General features: G+C 43.4%; 22 protein-coding genes and 3 tRNA genes. 12 read left to right on the forward strand and 13 right to left on the reverse strand.

Annotated features, from left to right (window positions below; genetic code table 11):
* Positions 1 to 138: 138 nt before the first annotated feature.
* The 5 genes from B3297_RS17310 to B3297_RS17330 all read right to left on the reverse strand — a co-directional run bounded on the left by B3297_RS17310 (position 139) and on the right by B3297_RS17330 (position 7,354).
* Positions 139 to 3,321, reverse strand: coding sequence for an efflux RND transporter permease subunit (locus tag B3297_RS17310; RefSeq protein ID WP_115049036.1), 3,183 nt, complete (start codon positions 3,319 to 3,321; stop codon positions 139 to 141).
* A gap of 64 nt (positions 3,322 to 3,385) precedes the next feature.
* Complete coding sequence (locus tag B3297_RS17315; RefSeq protein ID WP_115049038.1) at positions 3,386 to 4,441, reverse strand: efflux RND transporter periplasmic adaptor subunit; 1,056 nt, start codon at positions 4,439 to 4,441, stop codon at positions 3,386 to 3,388.
* Between the two features lie 14 nt (positions 4,442 to 4,455).
* Entirely contained in the window at positions 4,456 to 5,799 is a 1,344-nt protein-coding gene (locus B3297_RS17320; protein WP_112376346.1) for a TolC family protein, read from the reverse strand.
* A gap of 28 nt (positions 5,800 to 5,827) precedes the next feature.
* Positions 5,828 to 6,427: a TetR/AcrR family transcriptional regulator gene (locus tag B3297_RS17325; protein ID WP_286779177.1), complete on the reverse strand. Its 600-nt coding sequence runs from the start codon at positions 6,425 to 6,427 to the stop codon at positions 5,828 to 5,830.
* Between the two features lie 255 nt (positions 6,428 to 6,682).
* Positions 6,683 to 7,354, reverse strand: a complete 672-nt coding sequence (locus tag B3297_RS17330) for an NUDIX hydrolase (protein WP_075992906.1) — start codon at positions 7,352 to 7,354, stop codon at positions 6,683 to 6,685.
* A gap of 185 nt (positions 7,355 to 7,539) precedes the next feature.
* Between B3297_RS17330 and pfkA the strand changes: the two genes are divergently transcribed.
* From pfkA to B3297_RS17365, 7 genes are all read left to right on the forward strand, one after another.
* Positions 7,540 to 8,517: a 6-phosphofructokinase gene (gene pfkA, locus B3297_RS17335; RefSeq protein ID WP_075994837.1), complete on the forward strand. Its 978-nt coding sequence runs from the start codon at positions 7,540 to 7,542 to the stop codon at positions 8,515 to 8,517.
* 17 nt (positions 8,518 to 8,534) lie between these two features.
* Positions 8,535 to 9,386, forward strand: a complete 852-nt coding sequence (locus B3297_RS17340; RefSeq protein WP_070561153.1) for a hypothetical protein — start codon at positions 8,535 to 8,537, stop codon at positions 9,384 to 9,386.
* Positions 9,387 to 9,390: 4 nt separating this feature from the next.
* Positions 9,391 to 10,389: a type I glyceraldehyde-3-phosphate dehydrogenase gene (gene gap / locus B3297_RS17345; RefSeq protein WP_070561154.1), complete on the forward strand. Its 999-nt coding sequence runs from the start codon at positions 9,391 to 9,393 to the stop codon at positions 10,387 to 10,389.
* A 175-nt stretch (positions 10,390 to 10,564) separates the two neighbouring features.
* Positions 10,565 to 10,640, forward strand: a tRNA-Phe gene (locus B3297_RS17350).
* A 50-nt stretch (positions 10,641 to 10,690) separates the two neighbouring features.
* Positions 10,691 to 10,763, forward strand: a tRNA-Gly gene (locus B3297_RS17355).
* A gap of 5 nt (positions 10,764 to 10,768) precedes the next feature.
* Positions 10,769 to 10,853, forward strand: a tRNA-Leu gene (locus B3297_RS17360).
* A 120-nt stretch (positions 10,854 to 10,973) separates the two neighbouring features.
* Entirely contained in the window at positions 10,974 to 11,882 is a 909-nt protein-coding gene (locus B3297_RS17365) for an SMP-30/gluconolactonase/LRE family protein (protein WP_070561155.1), read from the forward strand.
* Positions 11,883 to 12,086: 204 nt separating this feature from the next.
* Here the strand turns inward: B3297_RS17365 and arsB are convergent, their stop codons facing one another.
* From arsB to B3297_RS17385, 4 genes are all read right to left on the reverse strand, one after another.
* Positions 12,087 to 13,118 carry an ACR3 family arsenite efflux transporter gene (gene arsB / locus B3297_RS17370; RefSeq protein ID WP_115049046.1) on the reverse strand — a complete coding sequence of 344 codons (1,032 nt, stop codon included), beginning with the start codon at positions 13,116 to 13,118 and terminating at the stop codon, positions 12,087 to 12,089.
* Between the two features lie 2 nt (positions 13,119 to 13,120).
* Entirely contained in the window at positions 13,121 to 13,735 is a 615-nt protein-coding gene (locus B3297_RS17375) for a low molecular weight phosphatase family protein (RefSeq protein ID WP_115049612.1), read from the reverse strand.
* Between the two features lie 18 nt (positions 13,736 to 13,753).
* Positions 13,754 to 14,227 (reverse strand): DUF6428 family protein, encoded by a 474-nt coding sequence (locus tag B3297_RS17380; protein ID WP_286779178.1) that lies wholly within the window; start codon positions 14,225 to 14,227, stop codon positions 13,754 to 13,756.
* 80 nt (positions 14,228 to 14,307) lie between these two features.
* On the reverse strand, positions 14,308 to 14,637 hold the full coding sequence (locus tag B3297_RS17385) for an ArsR/SmtB family transcription factor (protein ID WP_286779179.1): 330 nt from the start codon (positions 14,635 to 14,637) through the stop codon (positions 14,308 to 14,310).
* A 290-nt stretch (positions 14,638 to 14,927) separates the two neighbouring features.
* On the opposite strand from B3297_RS17385, the gene B3297_RS17390 reads away from it, so the two are divergent.
* The gene (locus tag B3297_RS17390; RefSeq protein WP_115049050.1) at positions 14,928 to 17,255 is read left to right on the forward strand and encodes a GAF domain-containing protein; all 2,328 of its coding nucleotides are present in this window, start codon (positions 14,928 to 14,930) and stop codon (positions 17,253 to 17,255) included.
* A gap of 146 nt (positions 17,256 to 17,401) precedes the next feature.
* Entirely contained in the window at positions 17,402 to 19,534 is a 2,133-nt protein-coding gene (locus B3297_RS17395; protein ID WP_286779180.1) for an ATP-binding protein, read from the forward strand.
* Positions 19,535 to 19,629: 95 nt separating this feature from the next.
* Here the strand turns inward: B3297_RS17395 and B3297_RS17400 are convergent, their stop codons facing one another.
* The 4 genes from B3297_RS17400 to B3297_RS17415 all read right to left on the reverse strand — a co-directional run bounded on the left by B3297_RS17400 (position 19,630) and on the right by B3297_RS17415 (position 22,184).
* A complete protein-coding gene (locus B3297_RS17400; RefSeq protein WP_254667632.1) occupies positions 19,630 to 20,016 on the reverse strand; it encodes a hypothetical protein in 387 nt (128 codons plus the stop codon).
* A complete protein-coding gene (locus B3297_RS17405; RefSeq protein WP_286779181.1) occupies positions 20,017 to 20,637 on the reverse strand; it encodes an NAD-dependent epimerase/dehydratase family protein in 621 nt (206 codons plus the stop codon).
* 63 nt (positions 20,638 to 20,700) lie between these two features.
* A complete protein-coding gene (locus tag B3297_RS17410; RefSeq protein WP_070561161.1) occupies positions 20,701 to 21,276 on the reverse strand; it encodes a Crp/Fnr family transcriptional regulator in 576 nt (191 codons plus the stop codon).
* 260 nt (positions 21,277 to 21,536) lie between these two features.
* Positions 21,537 to 22,184, reverse strand: coding sequence for a hypothetical protein (locus B3297_RS17415; protein ID WP_070561216.1), 648 nt, complete (start codon positions 22,182 to 22,184; stop codon positions 21,537 to 21,539).
* Positions 22,185 to 22,786: 602 nt separating this feature from the next.
* Here B3297_RS17415 and B3297_RS17420 point away from each other — a divergent pair.
* From B3297_RS17420 to B3297_RS17430, 3 genes are all read left to right on the forward strand, one after another.
* On the forward strand, positions 22,787 to 23,233 hold the full coding sequence (locus tag B3297_RS17420; protein ID WP_115049056.1) for an Hsp20/alpha crystallin family protein: 447 nt from the start codon (positions 22,787 to 22,789) through the stop codon (positions 23,231 to 23,233).
* 76 nt (positions 23,234 to 23,309) lie between these two features.
* Positions 23,310 to 23,600, forward strand: coding sequence for a hypothetical protein (locus B3297_RS17425; RefSeq protein ID WP_286779182.1), 291 nt, complete (start codon positions 23,310 to 23,312; stop codon positions 23,598 to 23,600).
* Positions 23,601 to 23,808: 208 nt separating this feature from the next.
* A complete protein-coding gene (locus B3297_RS17430) occupies positions 23,809 to 24,663 on the forward strand; it encodes an NEW3 domain-containing protein (protein WP_286779183.1) in 855 nt (284 codons plus the stop codon).
* Positions 24,664 to 24,674: the final 11 nt, after the last annotated feature.

The raw sequence follows: 24,674 nt of genomic DNA on the forward strand, positions 1-24,674 counted from the left end.
TTTAAGTGTATATTTTGTTAATGCGCCGCAATGTAATAAAAAATATTTACGCAATCGATTGATTAACCTAAAATTAACACAAAAAAGGCGGTTAATGAAACATTAGCCGCCTTTTTCTATTGTAAAATGTATTATTTTTTAGTGTTCTGCCACATCTACATGGTCATAATCTTCCTTCATCAAGGCTTCATAATCTGTTTTTTCTTTCTTGCCAAAACGACGTTGAAGACTGTCAAAAATGGAGTACACCACTGGTACAACAACCAGGGTTAAAAATAAAGAAGATAACAAACCACCGATGATAACAATCGCAAGACCTCTATTCATATCGGCACCGTCTCCAGTAGCGATTGCAATAGGAATCATACCAAATACCATGGCAATTGTCGTCATCAAAATCGGACGAAGACGTGCATGGTTGGCTGCCACCAATGCATCGTGCGTGTTATCGCCAGCTTCCTTACGATGGTTGGCAAAATCAACCAGCATGATCGCATTCTTGGCCACCAGACCAATCAACATGATGATACCCAAAATCGTAAAGATATTCAAGGTCTGATTACCCAAAGCCAAGAATAACAGGGCTCCGATAAACGACAATGGAATCGAGAACAAGACCACAAATGGCGTGATAAAACTATCGTATAAAGCAACCATAACCAAATATACTAGGATAATAGATGCCAATAAGGCAATACCCAAAGTACCAAAACCTTCGGTTTGGTTTTCCATATTACCACCCCAGATAAAGACGATACCCGGTTTACGCGGCAGTTTTTCAAACTGTGCCTGCCACTCTTGCGCTACGGTACCCATTGGTCTACCGATTGCCTGTCCCTGAATGGATACTGCCGGCGACTTGTCGCGACGTTCCAACAACGTAGGTCCCGAACCAAAAGTTACATTGGCAAATTGATCCAAAGAAATAGAGGCACCCTGATTATTGATAAATTTCAGATCACGTACGTTGTCGATATTGGCTCGACCATTTTCCGCATAGCGGATATTGATATCGTACTCGTTATCACCCGCTCTGTATTTGTTATCCGTATTTCCTGAAAATGCCGTCTGCATTGTCATCCCCACAGTAGAGACATTCAGTCCCAAAGAGGTCATTTTATCACGGTCGATCTTCACATTGATCTCAGGGTTACCCGCTTCAGAAGTCAATTTGACACCCGCAGCCCCAGGAATCTTACGTAATTGATCTGCCGCCTTCTCTGCAAATTCCTGTGCATCTTCGACAGAAGCACCGATAATGGTCAGCTTCAATGGTGCCTGCTCCGCTCCCATGATACCCACATTGACGGTTTTGATTTTTGCACCGATCAGTTTATTTTCCAGTTCACGCTTCAGCGTCGCTGAATACACCTGTGAGTTACCCTCAAAATTTTCCTTGTCGAGGATCACATGGATCTCCGATTTATAACGCGAACCCGTTGTTGAAGCCATACCGTCCGAAGACTGCCCCACTGTCGTAATAATTTCTTTGACATCAGGTTTCGATTTAATGTAAGCCTCCGCTTTTTGCGTCAACAAGTTGGTCTTCTCCAGGGAAGCATCTTTATCGAGTTCTAACTGGATGAAAAACTCCTTACGGTCGATACTCGGGAAGAAGTCCGAACCAATATACCCCATACCGACCAAAAAAAACGATGCGACAAGTAAACCGATTGCCAAAAACAACGTAGCCAACTTCGTACCGACGTTCTTTAAAGCCCAGGTCAACAATCCCGCAACCCAATGTGTAAAGCTATTCAAACCGCTTTCAAAACCATGAATAATACGACCAAAGAAAGAAGTTTTGCTTAAGTGCTCCAATTTACCGAAACGCGAGTATAACCAAGGCACTACCGTAAATGACACCAATAAGGATAATAAAGTCGAGATGATTACCGTCACACAGAATTGTGCCAGGATATTGGCCACCAAACCCGTAGACATCGCGATCGGCAGGAACACTACCACGATAACCAAGGTGATCGCCGTTACGGTAAATCCGATTTCCGAAGCACCATCATAGGCCGCACGCACCTTGTTTTTACCCATCTCCATGTGGCGGTGAATATTCTCGATAACAACGATCGCGTCATCCACAAGAATACCTACTACCAGGGATAAACCGAGTAAAGACATCAAGTTTAAGGTATAGCCCATCAAAAGCAAGCCAATAAAGGTAGCGATCAAAGATAATGGAATCGCCACCATGGTAATCGCCGCATTACGTAAACTTTGTAAGAAGAACAACATGATAAAGCCCACCAATGCAATGGCAATCATTAAGTCATGGATCACGTTATCGGCTGCATTCAAGGTAAATTCTGAAGAGTCATTGGCAACCAGAATTTTAATATTCTGTGCAGCATAATCCTTCTCTACACCAGAAATTACTTTTCCGTCTTTATCGTGTACCGCAATGGTTTTCTTGACCGCTTCGGACACCGCTACCGCATTTGCATCAGACTGTTTAAAGACCTGCAATAAGATTGTATTCTGACGGTCCAGGCGGGCTACTTTTTCAATCTCTTTAATACCATCCCGCACATCGGCGATATCGCGCAGATAAATCTGCACCCCTGCCGGCGTTGTGATCGGGAGGTTACGCAGCTCCTCGATTGAAGTTACTTTACCCGAAAGACGGATGGTTGTCCGGTTATCACGAGTACTGACGTTACCTGTCGGGAAATCGAGATTGGATGATGCTACAATTTGTTGTACCTGCGAAATTGTCAGTCCATAACCTTCAATTTTCTTCGGGTCTACAGAGATCTGGATTTCACGTTCCTCACCTCCGATCAGGTCCACTTTGGCAACACCATTGATCCGCGCAAAGACCGGCTGGATTTTATTGTCCAAAAGATCGTAGAGTTCTTTTTCCGATAAGTTGGACGTGACGGCCAAACTCATGATCGCCACATCATCCAGGGAGAATTTGGAGAGTGAAGGTGTCTTTACATCATCCGGCAGATCGTTGATCACGGCATTGATTTTCCGTTGAGCATCCGTAAGCAGGAAGTTGACATCCGCACCGTTGTTGAGGGTAATCATGACAATCGATACCCCTTCCAGGGAAGTCGACTCCACCTTTTTGATACTTTCCAAGGATGAAATGGCATCCTCTATTTTTTTGGTCACCGAACTCTCCACCTCTGCAGGCGAAGCTCCCGGATAGACCGTTTGTACCGTAATGACGTTAATTTCAAATTTAGGGACCAATTCATAGCCCAATCGCGTATAAGAAAACAACCCGCCTAATGTCAGTATTATAAATAATACGATAATTATACTGGGGCGTTTTATCGATATTTCGGTAATTTTCATTCGAATAATTTATTTTTAATAGCTATGCAACCGAGGTTCCATCTGCTACCGATTACAGTATGCTCTATTTAATAATCTCTACAGGGCTTTGGTCAAATAGATTGATCTGACCCGAAACAATCACCTGATCCCCATTTTGCAAACCACCTAAGATCTCGATGTAATCACCAAAGTTTCTACCTGATTTGACGTTTGTTTCGATGGCTTTACCGTTTTTCAGCACAAAGATCTTGTTGTCGCTCACGCTACCCACAAAGGCATTACGAGGTACGATCAACGTATTGCTAGCAACACCTTCACCGAAGATGGCTGTACCGTACATACCAGCACGCAATTGGTTCGATGCATTATTTACCTCGATTTCCACCGGGAAGTTTAAGCTACCATCCGATTTAGGAGCAATAAAAGTTACTTTACCTGTAAAGCGTTGGTCTGCATATACACTCGCTGTCACATCAACAGATTGACCGATCCTTAAGGTAGCCACATTCTTTTCGTCTACATTGACACGCAATTTCAAGGTGGCGACATTGACAATATCGAAGGCTGCAGCGCCCACATTTAGGTAAGTGCCCGGTTCGATTTTACGTGCATTGACGATACCCGATACCGAAGTTTTGATGGTCACATCGCCAGCATTCAATTTAGACGCTTTTAAGTTATTTTTCGCATTCTCAAATTGCAATTTCACCTGGTCTAACTGTTGTTTGGTTACACCACCTGTAGAGAAGGCACTTTCAAAGCGATGCAGATCGGCCTGCGCATTGGTAAATGCAGCCTGCGCATTCGCTACGTTCACATTCAGTTTATCGCCCTCGATGATCGCCAAAGTCTGTCCGGCGCTCACATGAGAACCTTCATCAACCAATACTTTCACCACTCTACCTGCAGTCTCAGCTGAAACAGTTACTTCCTGTTTCGGAGAAAATGTTCCGTTAGCCGTATAACGTAAGTCCATGGAAGATACTTTTGCCGTATCGATACGCACTGCAATAGCCACATTTTTCTTTGCTACCTCTGCAGTTTCGGCCTCATTTTTCTTTTTATTTTTATTTAACACAAAAAATATTCCTGCTAGACCAGCAGCAATAATAAGTAAGGTAATAATTCCGCGTTTCATATTGTATTAGTCAATTATTCTTTAATTAGTGATTTAAGATTTCCATTCGCTTTGATCAGCTGCACTTCAGCAATTTTATAATCGAGCAAAGAGGTATTTAAATTATTCTGGGCATCTGCATAGGCATTTTCCGCATCCAAAAGATCGGTCAATGTTGCCAGACCATTTTTGTAATTGTTGTTAGTATCTTCCAGCACTGATTTTGCCAAATCCACGTTCTTACGGTTTGACTCAATTGTTAACAAAGAATTTTTAATCTGAACCTTGGAGTTTTCTGCTGCCAGATTCAGTGCCAATTTTGTATCCGCGATATCAACCTGCAACTTATCGATATCGATCTGTGCCTGACGAACTTTAGAACGTGTGAGGAAACCATTGAAAATAGGAACCGTCAAATTAAGACCAATTCCTGAAAATCCCGACCAATTTACACCTTCAGCTTTCGAAAAGATTGGGAAAACAGGTCCCAAACCCTGACGACCGTAATTCGCAGTCAAAGATAAAGTGGGGTAGTATTTGGATGCTTCAGCTTTTTTGTTCAACTCTAGTAATTCATTTTGTTTAGTGAGCACCTGGATCTCCGTTCTACTGGACACATCAAGCGGGTCATATATGGCATCCAGAGCAACTGTTTCAAACGTTGACGCCGGCATAACAATCTGCTCCGACATCTGCATACCAATGACAAATTTTAGTGCATTCTCTTTTAATTCAACGGCATTAATCAGCTGCTGGCGAGAAGCTTTCAAATTTGTAACGGCTACATTTGTACGGTCAAGGTCAATTTTCTTCGCTAACCCATTCTTAAAAAGTCCTTCGATGACATCCCTAGTTTTGGTGGTACTTTCCAAGTTATTGTCAACCGTTTTTAACTGCAATTTGGATTGATAAACATCATAATAACTATTGGCCACCTTTTCGATCAATTGCTCATCGGTCAATGTTTTGTTGATCACATAAAATTCGCGTGTCGTCTTGGCAGCTTTCAGTCCAGTAAATACAGTTTGATTAAATAGCTGTTGGTTTAAGCTTATCGAATTTGTCGATTGCCATTTTTGTCCAAAAGCAGCCATTACTGTGGTTCCCGGTTGGCCCACAAGCTCTCCTGGTAAAGCGACCTTTTGAATCATTGGATTGTAAGTGATACCACCGTTAAAATTGACCTGTGGTAATGCACCCGATTTAACTTCCGCAATTTTATGTTCGGCATTTACGACATCGAGACCTGCCTTTTTCGCATCAGCCTTGTTCTGCAAAGCAAATTTAATCGCATCACTTAAGCTCAATTGTTGCTGTGCATGACTTTGGAAAACCATCGTACCTAATAAAAGGCTGGCTAGTATTCTGATTGTTTTCATTCCTAATTTATTTATCCTAATTTTATATCTACTTTTTATTTATACCATTAAAAAAGAGCTTGGTAGCCAGCTTTTGCTTTTGCAGCACTTCATCAAAACGATCCTGATTTGGAATTCCTGAAATGATATCGGAGATATTGCACATCAGGGATAAACTCTTCATCAATTCCACATAGATTTCGGCCGTTTCATAGAGATGCTCCCCATCGATTTCACCTTTTTCGGCACCGATTTTGAAGATCTCAAACAAGGCTTTCACATCTCGGTCGTGCAGGCACTGGAAAAAATCCTGCATGGAAAGTCCCTTGATCCATTCCAGGTTTTCATTCATGTGCAACATATAGTATTTCCGGACAAATGCATCGCGCAGCTCCAGTATTTTCATGATCAGCTCGTAAGTGGTGCCCACGTGCACAGCCACCATCTTCTCCTCCTCTTCCCTATATTCATCCGTCAAACGCACAATCACATCCCGTATAAGTGCATTCTTTTCCGAATAATAGTAGTACAAATTCGCTTTGGTAATTTTGATATCCTCCGCAATTTCATTCATTGTAGTCTTACTAAAACCATAATGCATAAAGCGTCTTATCGCCGCATGAATGATTTGATCTTTTCTATCTTCCATTCTTCAAAAAACTCCTTTCTACTTTCTGACTTTTATCAAAAATTGTTCAAAAATATAAAAAGTAACATGTTGGGCAAAATAAATTTTGATATTGTAATAATTTTGATATTAACCTGACAACAAAACCTTCATGACTTCGCAGACACCAACAGCAATGAAAGCAAACTGAAGGTTCTTTCTGGCCAGTAAGATCAGACACTTTCAGAAAAAAAAGGAAAACTCGAGAGTTTGCCTTTTATTATACGAACAGATCTGTTAGAATGCGACCGTGTTCTGAAAATGTTTTAAGAATTTTCGTTTATCCAGTTTATAGAGCCGTGCTGCACGATAGGCAACTCCAGTCTGCACTTCGTCGAGCTCTTTTAGAAAGCCATAATTTTGCATTTTCTTTCTAAAATTGCGTTTATCAAGCGGTTTATTCAAGATTCCCTCATACACCAGCTGTAACTGGGTGAGTGTAAATTTTTCAGGCAGCAGCTCGAAAGCAATCGGCTTATAGGCAAGGCGGCGCTGCAACCGCTCCAGACAGAGGTCCAAAATCTGCTTATGGTCAAAGGCCAGTTCAGGTACATTCCGAACGGGGAACCATTTGGCCTGCTTCATATAGTTTGTAACAGGTTTGGTTTTCAATTTGGTATTATCCAGCTGCACGAGGGCGTAATATGCCACCGTCAGAATGCGCCCCTTTGGATGCCGTTTTAATCCGGCAAAGGAATGCAGCTGATCCATAAATACATCTTTCAAACCTGTATTCTCATACAGAATTCGTTTTACGGCATCTTCCATCTCTTCGTCATTATCCACGAAAAAACCTGGCAATGCCCACCAATCCTTAAAAGGATATTCATTTCTTTCGGCCAAAAGAACTTTTAATTCTCCTTCGTGAAAGCCTAATATGACACAGTCAACGGTAAAATTACTATACAAAACTTCTAAATTTATTTATGTGCAATATACTGAGCTAAATTTAGCGGTTACTAATCATCGGGTTATCTGTAACAATTATACGCTTCCTAAACGTGATGCGCAAAAAAATATTGAAAAATTTATTCAAAGTGTAGAATATACACTATAAAAATCTTATATTCGTAAAACCTAAAATATAGCGTGTGATAAAAGAAATTAAAAAAATAGGTGTATTGACGTCGGGAGGTGATGCTCCTGGCATGAATGCCTGTATTCGTGCTGTCGTTCGAACAGCATTACATAAAGGATTGCAAGTAACGGGTATTTATCAAGGATACCAAGGTTTGATCGACGCAAATTTCATTGAAATGGATACGCGTTCGGTCAGCAATATTATACAACGTGGTGGTACAATATTAAAAACCGCGCGTTGCATGGAGTTTAAGACGCCGGAAGGCCGTCGAAAAGGCTATGACAATCTGATCGCTGCCGGTGTAGATGCCTTGGTGGTCATTGGTGGTGACGGTACCTTTACAGGTGCTAACTTCTTCTCCAAAGAATTTGAAATACCTATTATAGGTATTCCGGGTACGATAGACAACGACCTTTACGGTTCTGATTATACTATCGGCTACGATACAGCCAACAATACTGTCATCGAAGCGATTGATAAAATCAGAGATACTGCGGCGTCACATGAACGTCTTTTCTTTGTTGAAGTGATGGGCCGTGATTCAGGCTGTATCGCCTTAAATGCCGGTATTGCTGGCGGAGCCGAAGCCATTTTACTTCCAGAGAAAGAAACGGCCATTGACGATCTAATCCGTCATTTAGAAGACGGTGCCATTAAGAAGAAATCGTCATCTATAGTTATTGTTGCAGAGGGCGACCAAAATGGTGGTGCTTATTATGTCGCAAAAAAAGTAAAAGAAAAGTTTGATCATTACGACACGAAAGTTAGTATATTAGGGCATTTGCAACGGGGTGGTTCTCCGACGAGTTTCGACCGCGTGCTTGCGAGTAGATTGGGCTTTGCTGCGGTCAATGAATTATTGGCCGGAAACACACGAGTTACTGTTGGGCTTCGTGGTAATGAAATCAAGACAACTCCAATTGAAGAAGCAATCAGCAATAAGGAAATTAAACTTAGCCCTGATTTATTGGAAATGGCTGAGATTTTATAATCGTAATTTGAACAGACATGATAGCAGTAGTATATAGTGGATCTCGATTTTCAGACTGGCGGTTGGCCGACAAGGGGCGGATCACTACGGGGTTCCGCATGAACGGGATCAATCCTTATCTTCAGGATGAGCGCTCCATACTACAGCATTTGCATAAAAACACCAATTTGATCAACAATGCCGAAAAAATCAGACGGATCTATTTTTTCGGAGCGGGATCTTCCTCGAAGGAACGTAAAGATAAAATAAAAAACGTCCTCGAACGTTTTTTCGTCAATGCGCGCGTACGGGTTGATCATGATGTCATTGCTTCGGCAATTTCCACTTTCGGCGACGAAAGAGGAATTATTGGCATCATTGGAAGTGGATCAAATGCAGCTTATTATACAGGGAAAAAAATTATTGACAATAACTATGGTCTAGGTTATATTCTGGCCGATGAGGGGGCGACAAACTGGAATAGCCAGCAGCTGCTCAAACATTACATGACGGATACCTTACCTGTTGATCTGCGGGACAAACTGGAAAGAGAATTTAACATCGATAAGAAAACCATTTTGGAAAGGGTGTATATTTCCCCACAACCGACAAATTTTCTGAATTCATTTACAGACTTTGTCCTCGAAAATAAAGATCATCTATTCATTAGTCAATTGGTTAAAAATGGGCTTCGTACGTTTATAAAAACCTACATCAAGCCCTTAATGAAAGAATATCCGGACAGTGACGTAAACTTTACGGGTTCAGTAGCGTTTAATTATGAGCACTTGCTTCGGGAAGTTGCCACAGACGAATTTAATATCAGTATTGGTAATGTTGTAAAAGAACCGATACATAATTTAATTAAATATTATATCAATAAAAATTAAGAATATGAAAATTGGAATTAACGGATTTGGACGTATTGGTCGTTTAGCATTTAGAGCGGCTATCAATCGTCCAGAAATTGAAATTGTTGGTATCAATGACTTAGTTGAACCAGATTATATGGCTTATATGTTGAAATATGATTCAACACATGGCAAATTTGACGGTTCTGTAGAAGTAAAAGACGGTAACTTGGTTGTTAACGGAAAAACTATCCGTGTTACAGCTGAGAAAGATCCGGCAAACTTAAAATGGAATGAAGTAGGTGCTGAAGTAATCATCGAATCTACAGGTTTCTTCTTGACGCAAGAGTTGGCTCAAAAACACATCGATGCAGGTGCTAAAAAAGTGGTGATGTCTGCTCCAGCGAAAGACGACACCCCTACTTTCGTCATGGGTGTAAACCACAAAGAATTGAAAGCCGATCAACACATCGTTTCAAACGCTTCATGTACAACAAACTGTTTAGCGCCTATCGCTAAAGTATTAAACGATAAATTTGGTATCGTTGAAGGTTTGATGACAACAGTACACGCGGTTACAGCAACACAAAAAACTGTAGACGGTCCCTCTGTAAAAGACTGGAGAGGTGGTCGTGGTGCATACCAAAACATCATCCCTTCATCGACAGGTGCTGCTAAAGCAGTAGGTTTGGTTCTTCCAGAATTGAAAGGTAAATTGACCGGTATGTCATTACGCGTTCCTACAGCAGACGTTTCAGTTGTTGACTTAACAGTACGTTTGAACAAAGGTGCTTCATACGAAGAAATCAAAACTGCAATGAAAGAAGCTTCTGAAGGCGAATTGAAAGGTATCTTAGGTTATACTGAAGACGAAGTTGTTTCTTCAGATTTCTTAGGTGATGCACGTACATCAATCTTCGATGCAAAAGCAGGAATTTCATTGAATGATAACTTCGTTAAAGTTGTCTCTTGGTATGACAACGAATGGGGATATTCAAACAAAATCGTTGACTTGGTATTAGAAGTTGGTAAATTGTCTTAATCAACTCGACCAATATCCTATAGAGGGGCTATTCTATACGAATAGCCCCTTATTTTTTTTCCTTAAAAATCAGCAGGTTGGCGTTTAAACGCAAAAAAAAGCGCTTTTAGCTTTCGTAATTCAAATAATCCGTCTATATTTGCATCATCAATAAGGCAGACAGCTAAATTGAAAAGGTGCCATAGCTCAGTTGGTAGAGCAAAGGACTGAAAATCCTTGTGTCGCTGGTTCGAATCCAGCTGGCACCACCAAAAGGGAAGAACGCAAGGTTCTGACAGATTGAAAGAATAATAATTCCAATGCGAAAATAGCTCAGCTGGTAGAGCACAACCTTGCCAAGGTTGGGGTCGCGAGTTCGAATCTCGTTTTTCGCTCACCTGCCTAGGTGGTGGAACTGGTAGACACGCAGGACTTAAAATCCTGTTCCCGTTAAGGGAGTGCGGGTTCGATTCCCGCCCTAGGTACAAGAAAGCTCATCTAACGATGGGCTTTTCTTGTTTTAGCCCCTTGCCTCCAAAGACTTATCCGAACTTAATGCGTCCGAGAAGACTATTTTTTGTCCGAAAATTGATAAATTAGATGATATGTTCCATTCAGCTCATTCTCGCCGGCATTGGCCGACACTCCTACTGTGCGTGCTCTTCTCCGTAATGGGTTTAGACCTCAGTGCGCAATTGTTTCATCAGGACAGCCTAACATTAATAGCCCGGCAGTTTGCCTTTACCGAGGGACCGGCAGTGGATAAGTCGGGGGACATCTATTTCACCGACCAGCCCAATAACAAAATCTGGAAATATAGCACTAAAGGGCAACTTACGCTTTTTAAAGATGCTGCAGGCCGCGCCAATGGCTTGTACTTTAACCATCAGGGTCAGCTCCTCGCCTGTGCCGACGAAAAGAACGAAATCTGGTCAATCAGCAAAGATGGAGAGGTTACCGTGCTGCTCTCAGCAGTTGATGGGAAAAAACTGAATGGTCCAAATGACCTTTGGGCAGACAAGAAAGGCGGCATCTACTTTACAGACCCCTTTTATCTGCGCGATTATTGGACAAGGACAAAGCCAGAGATCGCAGGGCAGAAAGTCTACTACCTTCCACCAGGAAAAGGGAAAAAACCCGTTGTAGTAGCTGACGATGTCACCAAACCGAACGGCATTGTAGGCTCGGCCGATGGAAGATACCTGTATGTGGCCGATATCGAACGGAATAAAACGTACAGATACAGCATAGAGTCTGACGGTAAGCTCAGCAGGCAGACGGCGCTTATCGATCAGGGATCTGACGGGATGACTTTGGATCACCAAGGAAATATTTACCTCACAGGCAAAGGCGTTTTTATCTATAGTCCTACAGGCCTGCTGATCGGACATATTGAAGTAAATGAACCATGGACGTCCAATGTCTGTTTTGGAGGCAAAGATCGCAGCGACTTATTTATAACCGCCTCAACAGCCATCTATAGGATTCCCATGCGTACCAAGGGCGTGGATTAATACATTTCATGATACATAGAAGCAGTCTAGTTTTAAAATGATGAAACGTCAAGCAACTTTATTTATCTTTATATTGAAATAAAGATTCAATTATTATGTTCCGGGAAAAGCGCATGACAAGCATCAATTGGTTAGGTAAAAAGCTTGGATTCAATTTAAAAGGAAAGAAGATCTATCTATTGGATTAACTACTATCCATAAGCTTTAGTAGTCGTATGTTTTCTTTAACCAAAGGCTTGCCTTTACCAATAATATCAATACAGGAACTTCCACCAGCGGGCCTATTACGCCAACAAAAGCCTGTGGCGAATGTATACCAAATACGCCTATCGCAACAGCAATTGCCAATTCAAAATTATTACCTGTTGCAGTAAATGAAATGGCGGTATTTTTATCATAGGGAACATTCATCAATTTATTGACAAAGAAGCTAAGGAAAAACATAAGTATAAAGTAAATAATTAATGGTAATGCCACTTTGATGACATCCATCGGCAATTCCACTATTTGATCTCCTTTCAAGCTAAACATCAGTACAATAGTAAAAAGTAGAGCATACAGGGTAATAGGCGATATTTTGGCGATGAACCGGTGGTTATACCATGCTATACCTTTAAATCTTACAAGAATATAACGACTTAAAAAGCCCGCAAAAAAAGGAATTCCAAGGTATATCAATACACTCTGGGTAACATCCTTCATGGAAACGCTCACATTAAAATTGGCCAAACCAAGTTTACTTGGTAAGACATTGATAAATAGCCACACCAGGAAACTATAGGTCATCATCTGAAAAATACTGTTCAACGCCACCAATAATGCAACGTACTCCCTATTTCCTTTTGCCAGATCATTCCAGACGATGACCATGGCAATGCATCTTGCCAATCCAATCAGTATCAGTCCCGCCATATAATCGGGTTCATCTCTTAGAAACAGGACCGCCAATCCAAACATCAATGTTGTTCCGATCACCCAATTCAAGAATAGGGATATACCAATCGCTTTTTTATCCTTAAATGCTTTTGGCAATAATGCATAATCCACCTTTGCAAGCGGCGGATACATCATCAATAGTAAACCGATTGCCAAGGGAATGTTGGTCGTACCTATAGAAAGCGTATTGGTGAGATGAGAAATCTGTGGGAAGAAATGCCCTAGACCTATCCCTACTGCCATCGCAAGGAATATCCATAAAGTCAGGTAACGGTCCAGAAATTTTAATTTTGGCTGCATGGCTATCGCTTGATTTTTGAAAAGACGTAAAACATGCTCCTTGCAATTTCAAGGCTCCGCTCGGCATATATTCTGGTCTGGTCGGGCGTATCATCAGCGATTTTGGGATCCTCAAAAGTGACCGGAAACCTTCTATCGGCACCTGCTATAAACGGGCATCCCCCATCGGCCTGCGAACAGGTCATAATGGCGATAAACTTCGATACCGGATTAAAGGGGCTATCGTATTTTTTTGAAAAACCAATTACGGGAAGCGCATTGTCATCATATTTTATAGCATATACAGGATTAAGGGTCTCCGAAACCGTAAAGATATGAAAACCCTGGCCAGCCAACGTCTCCGCTACTTTAGGAAATAGGGCTGTTTCTTCTGTACCGCCAGAATAACAATATACCTTTGGAATATTGAAATATGCACTTGCCACCTGCGCCCAAACCTGGGACAAGTGGCTGCGCCTTGAATTATGGGTACAGATGAAATTGAGGTTTACAGCCTCCAATTGATCAACCTTCTCCTGAATAGCAAGGATCAAAGGCTTTAAAACGGTGCTGCTATCTTCGTTATCTAATCGCGTCCAATTGAGCTGCTCAATGGTATCCGCTAATTTAGGGTATATCATGCGATGCTCAACAATTTAACAACATCCTGATCCAGGTGTGCAGCATGAGGGTTGCGCGATCGGTAGCTGCGCCAGGTTCAGCTTCGTTTTTTCCGATGGTATGCCACAGGCATCCTGCGCCAGACAAGCAGTCGTTTTATTTTTCAGTATAAACGTTTTCCCATTAAAATCAAGGTCGTACTTACCGATGGTATCGCTTTGGTATTCCACTTCGATGTCAGCATCTTCCAGTCCTAGTTTTTCTTCAGAGAGCTTGATGATATGGAGCAGCTTTGCGGGTTTGAGACGGTGCTCATAATCATCCGCATTCCACAATTGAAAGTTGACTACGTTCTCATTCCGGATGACGCCACCACAATCGATAAAGTTTTTAGTGATTTGACCAACCTCGGTCACATGGAAATGCTCGGGCACAAAATTGCCGTTTTCCAATTGAAACTCAACATTTGTTAAGGTTGGAAGGACTTCTTTAATTTCTGATAATCTCATAATAATTCAATTTAAAATGAACGCGCTATTTATTAATAATATATCGCAATATTACGATACGTATTGCCAAAAAAAATGCACTAACAGCATCCTTTTATTTTTACATCCTGGATAAAGAATGTATTCAGTACACCTTGGGTTTGCTTCCACACATTTTCGTCAATGCAATAACAGACTGATTTTCCCGCTATGGTACCCTGAATGAGGCCTATATTTTTAAGCTCTTTCAGGTGCTGCGATATCGTCGCCTGTGCCAATCCCAATTCCTCAACCAAATCGTTACAGATACATGCCTTTTGGTTTATGATGTACTGAAGAATTGCTATCCGTGCCGGATGTGCTAAGACCTTTAGGAATGAAGCCAGTTTATTCTGCTCGTCGGTGTAAATTTCTGTTTTCGTAATTCCCATATTGCCAATTAATACATCGCAATATTACGATATTAATTTAACGAATCCAAATGCAAGCAACATATTTATCCGACTCCACCTATCAGCAATCCGCCACCATTCTAGGTATGGCAATAATGAAAACGGCAACTACCATCTATCTTGCTTTACATCGCATCCGATGACGGACCCATCCGAAAAATCCAAAGTACAACGTTTTTAGCCTTGCGCTTTGGATTTTCTTTTCGCTGATTATTTTATATTTTTGTACATCTTCCAGCAATAATCTAATTTAGTCGGGAACAACCATTATGCAGTTTAATTTCGCCTTTGATTCCAGTCCGTTTAAAACCCTGATCGCTTTTCATAAGATTATACCCTCTTTTGAAGCAGCGGCCCTATCGCCGGTTGGCTTTCAGGCTAATTACGCCCGATCGCTGCTGGAAGAAATCAGCAAATACCCCGAACTTATCGAGGGCGTAGAAAAAGCCGAAGACCTGCTGCGATACGAGCCTATCATCAAGGTGCTGCTGGCAGATCTGTTTCCAAGCTCACTGACGCATAATGAGATCAAGGCCATTACCATTCCCTTCCATCTCTATACGTTCAACCATACCGCAAGACTGGAAAAAATATTACAGGACGCCGGCGATCACTATGAATTTAGTCTGCGCGACATCTCGCCCGACACCTATTATATCCTCAATTGCTGCGTCATCATCAGTCAATATTATGGCTTTAAGGTGGATGCTATGGATGCCCCGCTCTTTTTGGATATTCCAGACAAGAATAATATCATTCATCATTACCGCGTCCTCTTCAATGCCGATTTTATCGATGTCCTTCCGACAGAACAGGCTATCGACCTTTCGGCAGAAGATATTACCGAACTGGTCGACAACTTTTCAGATATTGCCTTATGGAAGTCCAAATTCCCCGAGCAGAGCTGGATCCTGAAGGGCTTTTCCATTATGACGCTCTTCGATGCCACCATTGAAAATGCGGTATCGAGCTTTAAGAGCAATCTGCTGCGCGAAAAAAGTGCGATCCAAATGGCGGAAATAGAAAGCATCTTCAGGTCGATTTATAAAATAAATGATCTGCGGATCGGACTCACCTCCTTTGAAAAAGTCAGGGACGAGTACAACTTACGGCTTGTCGAAAAGCAGCTGTACAGTCACCTACTTTATGATTCGACCATCGAGGAGTGTGAAAGCATGCTCTGCAGCGAGACCCTGGAGCGCATGCTCAGCAAGGACGAATACCTTGTTGTACCGGATATTGACAAACTGCCGATTGCTGATCCAAAACAGGCCTTTTTTATCAATAAGCTGAAGCAGCAAAATGTAAAGAGCTTTATTTTTGTTCCCCTGATCGAAGGCGACAAAGTGCTGGGTTTACTGGAAATGTCTTCCTCCAGGGTACGCGAACTCAATTCGGTCAATGCCAACAAGCTCAACTTCATCTTGCCCTTTATAAAGGATAAAGTCTCGAAGGCATTTTCCGAAACTGAAAACCAGATTGAAGCGGTGATCCAAAAAGAATATACATCGATCCACCCGAGTGTCAAATGGCGGTTTCAGGAAGAAGCCATCCATTTCCTCAACGACCGCGCCTTCGGCAAAGACTATGCCCTGCAGGAAATCGTCTTTGACCATGTTTATCCGCTCTATGGACAAATCGACGTACAGGGCTCCTCCGAGTCCCGCAATCAGGCCATCCGGCAAGATCTGATCAATCAGAGCGAGGAGCTTATCGCGCTGTTTACGGCGGTCAACCAGACGCAGCCATTACCCCTATTTGAGCAGAAAATATTCGATTTGGAACGAAATCTGACGACGCTGCAACATGGGCTGCTGACGGATACGGAACAGCTTATGCTCGATTATTTTAACCAGGATATCCATCCTATTCTGGAGAATTTCAGAAAGAATAACACAAATAGCCTCGCCACAGAGTCCATAGACCGTTATTTTGAGCGAATCAACCTGTCCATCGGCGGTTTTTATGAGGCCCGCCAGGATTATGACAACTCCATCACGCTGATCAACAAAAAGCTGGTGGCCGTCCTCGACGAGAAGCAGGTGGAAGCCCAACAGTACTTTCCACATTACTACGAGCGCTACAAGACAGATGGTATCGAGCACAATATGTATATCGGGGCATCCATTGCTCCGGACCGGAATTTTGAGCTGTATTATCTGCGCAATTTACGCCTGTGGCAACTGCAGGTGATGTGTGCCATGGAACAGGAATTTAGGCAGCTGCAACCCTCACTGCCCCACCTGCTCGAGGTAACATCCCTGATATTGGTGTTCGCCACGCCCATTTCCATCCGCTTTCGCATGGACGAGAAGCAGTTCGATATCGATGGCTCCTACAATGTGCGCTATGAAATTGCCAAGAAACGGATCGACAAAGCCAAGATCAAAGGCTCTACAGAACGCATTACCCAAAAAGGTAAACTGATCATTGTTTACTCCAATGTACATGAAGAGACAGAGTACCTAGGCTACATCAACCTACTTCAACACAAGGGCTTATTGACGAATGAAATAGAACAGTTTGAGGTGGAAGATCTCCAGGGCCTCGTTGGCCTGAAAGCGATCCGTGTAGGCTTTCACTTTCAGGAACAATAGGAAAACAGCAACGATCATTTCGGACAGGTTCGATTACCGAAAAGTAAACGGTAGCTTTTTTTTATTTTATAAGGAAAAATTATTGCATTGCAATAGCAATTTCGCCGAGATTGGGTTATCTTTACTTCAAAGATTGATCGGGCCATATGATAGAAAATGCATTCAACGAAGCTGCTGTAAACCGTAGGGAAATGGATCGACTAGCGGCATTACAGCGCTACGATATTATTGATAGTCCTTCCGAACGCATTTTTGATGGTCTACTGCAACTAGCTGCACAGGTTTTTCAGGTGCCAGCGCTGTTGCTCACCTTTGTCGGTGCAGATCATATCTTTATTAAATCCAGCCTGGGCATCGACCAGGCTGAGCCTATCAACCGTGCGAATAGCCTTTTTTCCAGTACCATTGAACATCAGCAGGTGATGGTGATTGAAGATCTGCTACACGAAAAAGCCTGGACAGGCGATCGCACTTGGATCGACAGCCATGCTCTTCGCTTCTATGCCGGTGCTCCGCTAGTGACAGCCGATGGATTTCTGATCGGCACATTCAGCATTGCCGACCATCAGCCGCGCGAGTTTAGCGAAGCCGAACGGGACAAGCTTGCCTCCTTTGCCCAAACAGCTATGGATCAGGTCGCTTTGCGCCAATCAGCACTAGCGAAGATCGAAGAGGTTGCCGCCGTCAATACCCATCTGGCCCATATGCAGCAGCGGCTGCTCGATCTCAACAGCGAGCTTGAAGCTGCCAATGCGCAGCTTACCCAGACCAATAGCATGCTTTTCAAATCGTACGATGTGACCCTGCTGCTCAACAAAAACCTCAAGAAGAACGAGCAGCGCTTGAAATCCTTTATCACCAAAGCCCCTATTGCCTTTGCCATTCTAACGGGCCGCGAAATGAAGATCGAGGTCGCCAACGATAAGATACTCCATATATGGGGTAAAACCGATGCCGTGGTAGGCTCGCCGCTGGCAAAGGCCTTGCCCGAGCTCGAAGGCCAGCCTTATTTTGATCTGCTCGACAACGTGTTCACAAGTGGACAAGCCTATATCGGTGATACGGCTCCAGTGGAATTAGAAGAGGATGGAATAGTAAGCACCCATTATTTTGATTTTATTTACGAACCGGTCAAAGGCGAAGACGGAAAAACAGAATCCATTATTGTGATCGCCAACGAGGTGACCGAGCGTATCCGGCAAAACAACCATCTGAAAGGGCTCAACCAGGAGCTGGAAATGGCCCTCAAAGCCGGCGAACTGGGCACCTATCACCTGGATATTCAAAACTGGAAAAACCAGGCTTCAGCTACCTGTAAAGGCCATTTTGGCCTACCGCCAAATGAGACCTTTGAATTTGACGACTTCATTCAGGCGATTATCCCCGAGCACCGCGATATGGTGCAGCAAAAAGTGGAGGAAGCCATTGCTAAAAAGATTACCTATCAGGCTGAATATATGACCCGCTGGCCAGATGGTTCGCTCCATTGGATCAATTCCTCGGGACTGACCCACTATGATGCCGAAGGCACCCCAATCGATCTGATAGGGGTAACGGTTGATGTAACCACCCGCAAAAATTACGAGGCGCAAAAAGAAGATTTTCTGAGTATCGCCAGCCACGAGCTCAAAACCCCCATTACCAGCCTTCGGGGGACAATACAGATGCTGGAGATGCTGAAAGACAAATCGGCAGATGCCACCATCGGCAAACTTATTGACATGTCGGGTGCAAGTATCAAAAAAATAACGGCACTGGTAGATGACCTGTTGAATATGCACCGCATCAGCCTAGGGCAGCTCGAGCTGAATACCACAACTTTTGCAGCAGCCCAAATGATCCGCTCCTGCTTTCGCGACATCAATATGATTGGCAAGCACCAGCTCAACCTGGAGGGCGACATCGAGGCCAGGCTCCATGCAGACGAACAGCGCATCGAACAGGTGGTCTCCAACCTGATCAACAATGCCATCAAATATGCACCGGCTTCGCATACCATTGACGTGCGCATCGAGCAGCTTCCCCGATCTGTTAAGATCAATGTAAGGGATTATGGCGAAGGCATTCCAGCCGAGCTACAGCAGCAGATCTTCGAGCGTTATTATAGGGTCTATCCCGATGGCAAGAAATATTCCGGCCTCGGACTGGGGCTGTATATCTCGGCAGAAATTGTCAAGCGCCATGGTGGTGAGATCGGTGTAGACAGCAGTCCCGGCCAAGGCAGCAATTTCTGGTTTACCATACCGCATGCCGAACCGCATCCTGATGAAAGCCTTTAAATAAAGGTACGAGTCAAGGTTTTATCCAAATTTAAGCAATTCGATATCACATCGGATATGCGTTTGCTTCGGCTTAAAACAAAGTCTAAGTCGCTTTAAACCATTCGATGTTCCATCAGGTAGGCCAATGCCTCACGTACGGCCTGTTCGCTGCTTTTGGGATTAAAACCAAGTTCGGTGCGTGCTTTGCTGATATCAAAATCCTGCTGCAGCCCCGAAAACATCGCAATATCTTTGCGGGTAATCGTTGGCGCCGCACCTTTCAACCGTCCTGCGAGCTCCATAAGTCCTGCGACTCCGTAAAGCAACATTTTGGGAACGGCTGCGGGAATCTTGAGCCCTAATTCGGGATATAGTTTCTGTGCCAATTTGGTCGTATCAGTTATCGTCATACACTTTTCATTGGCCAAAATATAACGTTCGCCTGCTCTTCCGTGGAGGGCCGCGAGGTAGCAGCCCTCGGCGACATCCTTGACGTCCACCTAGTTGAGGGCGATGCCGGTATCGACAGGAATCTGCTTGGTCAGTATAAGGCGGAGCACATCGTATGATACATTGAGGGGCAGAGCGGCTTCGTTGCCGATCATGGCACCGGGCATAACCGACACCAGCTCGATGCCCAGTTCGACCGCCAGTTTAAAGGCCAGCTTTTCCCCATCGTTTTTGGAATTGTAGTAGGCATCCCGCCGGTCGGGGTTGTAACCGTTGCTCTCCTTTGTGGGCGTATGCGTGTAATCCAGTGCAGCAATAGAGCTTACATAGATGATTTTTTTGACGCCTGCCTCTGCGGCGGCTTCGATGGTATTGCGGGTACCCTGCATATTCACGTCGTAGATTTCCTTTTGCGGATCGCGGGCCCATAGCTTAAAAGCCGCCCCCACGGCATAGAACGTATCCACGCCCTGGAGCGCCCTGACAAAAGAGGCCTTATCGGTGATATCTGCCGATACGAGTTCGCAAGGCAAGTTTTTCAATGCAGCGTTGTTATCGAGATTTCGCACAGAAGCGCGTACCTGAAAACCCTTTGTGAGCAGCAGTCTGACCAGGTTATTTCCCAGGTGCCCATTTGCACCCGACACCAATACCAGTGTTTTTGTTGTCATGTGTTTGATTTTAAATGATAGCACAAAGTTCTGCTTTGGCCATTCAAAACCAGTTCACAAATGTTACCTAATGATCTGTTTGCGGATTCGGCTCAAACTTTTGGGGTTCATACCGAGGAAAGATGCGATATATTGCATGGGTACATTGTGCAGCAACTCCGGCTGCTCGGCCATGAGTTTGAGATAACGTTTTTCAGCCGTAAGCGTGGCTAGCTCTTTCGATCTCTTCTCATTGTAACTCAAAGCTTGCTGAAACACATACATGCTAAAATCTTTAAAATCAGGCGATTGCACCATAAGCAGATCGAGGTTTGCCTTACTGATGCGTAGCAGTTCGCAGTCGGTGATACTTTCCAGATTTTCTTCGGTGCAGGTCTGGTTGCTGAAATTTTGGTAAGAGCAGATAAATCCCGGCGGGCAGTTGATATGTGTCGTCAGTTCATCGCCTTTATCATTGTAATGGAACAGACGAACAAAGCCCGACACCACAAAATAGAGGTAAGCCGGTACCTTTCCCTCCTCTTCAATGAGCTGATGCTTAGCATAGCGCACAGGCTCCATATACGTTTTGAGCAGCTCAATCTCGGATTCCGATAGCTGGCTGTGTTGTTTGATCAGCTGAATAAACTTTACGTGCATTTTATCTGTTTTAATCGTCTCCCAATCCTTTCATACGTACACCTGCCATTTCCTGTGCTTGAGTGTCGCATCGCTGGGTATCGCCCATTAACCAAACAAATATACTAAAAACGATTAATATACTAATAAAATTAGTAAATAAATTCTGCATCAGGACTTTTATGCCCGGTATTCCTTGCTGGCGAAAGCCAAAAATTACAGCAAGCTTGGCACAATAAAGAGCAATAAACCGACATGAACGATAAGCGGCCCAGCGATCATTAATTGCGCGCGGGATACGTTGGCGCGGGATAGTCCCTGTCGACATGCATCTGATTGATCAAAACTTCGTTGATCAGGTGACGCATGCGCTTATCATTGACGGCTATTTTTACAATTTTGTGGTTGTAATAGGAATCGGTTTCAAATTCGCTTTCGATTTTCTCGGCGAATGCAGGCGATAGCGATTTGTAGTGCAGGGCAATTTCGGTTTCCTTTTCGGCCACTTTTTTTACGATCAAGGTCCAGAGTACCCCGTACTCCGGAGCGAAAAAGATTTTTCTCGGCGGCGGCACTTTCAATTTTTTATTCTTTAGGGTATACGTATACAGCAGATGAATACTTGGTTTGGAAACATCTTTCGCTGCTGCCGCGACCAGTTTATTATAGTCTTTTTCGTTATCCACAACCGTCTCAATACTTATTCCCTGCTCCTCAATTTCAAAGCTGGCCGTGGAATCTGTACTTTCCAGGGCTGTGATTTTCATTTTGCTGTCCACAAACTGGCCGGCCATATTTGGAAGGGATTCTTTTACACGTTCGAAGCTTGCCGCTAAACGGAGCGGAACCAATTTAGTTGTCACCGTCTGGGCACGCAGACTACCTGCTGCGGCTATAAAAAGAAGTATTATACACAAATATTTTCTCATTATGATTGTTTTTAAGATGTCATTGAGCGATAACGATCGTTCAATTTTCCTCGAATTTACTGATTTTATAGCGGCTATATTCTTCCATCTAATATCCGACAGCATTCATTTACAATTCGTTGTATTTTCAAGCATTTCCGACAGCAATTGGCCTAAAAATGTCTTAACGGCAGCCATACCCCCTCACATACCAGGCCACGGTCATTAACTTGGTCCGGTTGGTCTTTCAATCGCTTTAGCGTCCAGACTGGCTTGTTCAGGAATGGTCAATGTCGCCTCCATCAAACGCTAGGCACCTCGGCTTGTTGCCGCTACGTCAATTGATCAGCCCCTTTACCGGCAAAATACACGACAGCACATCCAGTTTAAAAGTCAAGATTGAGAAAGACAAGGTTGAGTTGGATATCATTTGAAAAAAATTAAAGTTAGCACTATGCTGTCGAAGATTCTACTATTGCTGTCAATTTTTCATGTAAAATCTGACAGTTTTCGTGAAAAAAAATCAGTTTTTTGAACTCGGTATCTTTTTTGTGCAATTTTTAATACAGTCGGCCGGCTGGCAATTATAGATTATTGTTATACTTCATTAAAAGGAGGTTACTATGAAACTTGCAAAAAGAAACTGGAACAATTTTTCACTTTTTTCGCCCATGTTTGATAATTTTAACCGGGAGCTTTTAAACTGGGACAACAAAAACTATTCATCAACAAGTACCACTGTTCCTGCAGTCAACATTAAGGAAAACGGAGACACTTTCGAAGTGGAGGTCGCTGCCCCCGGTATGGCCAAAGACGATTTCAAGGTCACACTCGACGGCAATCTCCTGACCATATCTTCGGCTAAGCAGGAAGAAAACGAGGAACATAAAGACAACTATACACGCCGGGAGTTTAGCTACCAATCTTTTCAGCGCAGCTTCGAACTTCAAAAGGAGGTTGTCGATCAGGACAATATCCAGGCACGCTATGAAAATGGCATGCTCCGGTTGACAATACCCAAAAAAGAAGAAGCCAAACAGAAGGAACCGCGGATGATCGAAATATCCTAAAAATCCAGCTAGCAGCAATAACCTGGTTAGCCTCCGTGGGAGGCTAACCTATTTTTCAGTCTTTAATCCCCGGATTATGAAAACGTCGAATTACTATATTGAAATACAGATGTACTGCCACGGACGTTACATCACGATCGCCAGTTTTGACAAAAACAGCTGTGAAAAGATTATTCATGAACTATTTGATGAACTGCTCGGTGAGCACGAAGCCTCCGATAGCAGACGGCTGCGCATCAATCTTCTGCTGAACGACACCGCAATTTCGAAGACGCAGTTGCGGTCCATACACTGTACACTGGATGAATTGGCCGAGAATACCAAGATGATCATCAAGAAGACCTTCCGCTCAATCAACTTTGACTGATGTCAGCCTGCAACGACATTTACCGTCAACTACCAGCTTTTAGACCGTTTAAACACATTTTTTTTACATTATTTTTTTTATTTCAATCTTGATTTTTATCAAATTGATTTTTAATTTGGGCACGGTTTTCAAAAAGGCACCTGCTGCCCAAACCAACATTTTTTAAAAGCTAATATTCTATTTAAATATAAATTTTAGTTATTGGATCATGTTAACAGAATTACTAATTACAAACACAGACCGACGTTTTTCTTTCAGGCCATTTTTTATCGCAATTGTTGTGCTGGCCAACAGTTTCAATCTATCGGGGCAAACCGCAAAACCCCTCAAATCCGGTTTCGAAGCGAGGCTCATCAATATTGAAGCCCCCAGCAATGAACCCTTTCGTTATACAACGACCCTGACCAATGGATCCGCCCAATTGGTTAATTACAACCTGAATGCCCAGCTGCCTGATGGATGGCAGATCAGCTACCGCGTAGATGGGTCGCAGGTGACTTCCCTGCAGATGCAACCCAATAAAGCCCAGGAAATCAGCATTGAAATCAGCTGTCCGATCACGGCCAAGCCCGATAAATATAAAATTCCGGTCCGGGCGATCTCCCCGACCGACACCTTAAAGCTTGATCTCGAAGCAGTTGTTAAAGGCTCCTATGCCCTCGAGTTGGCCACCCCCAGCGGGCGGCTGAGCGACGAAGTCGTATCCGGCGGCAGCAAGGAAATTCTACTTAAAGTCAAAAACACGGGCACCCTGCCACTCAATGCGTTGGAACTGACGTCCCAATTACCCAGCAGATGGGAAGCAAGCTTCGAACCCTCGAACATCAAACAGCTCGAAGCAGGTAAATCTATCGACGTCAAAGTCAACCTCAAAGTTCCCGACAAGACCATCGCCGGTGACTATGCGGCAAAATTTGAGATCAAGTCATCCAATAGCAACGCCGACATTTCATTCCGTATGATTGTGAAGACTTCTTTGCTTTCTGGCTGGATCGGTATGCTGGTCATCGTTTTGGCCATTGGTTTGGTGTATTTTCTCATCCGCAAATACGGCCGCAGATAAAGGCGCAACAA

It is taken from the genome of Sphingobacterium sp. UBA3519 (genome assembly GCF_002377215.1).
Taxonomy (GTDB): Bacteria; Bacteroidota; Bacteroidia; order Sphingobacteriales; family Sphingobacteriaceae; genus Sphingobacterium; species Sphingobacterium multivorum.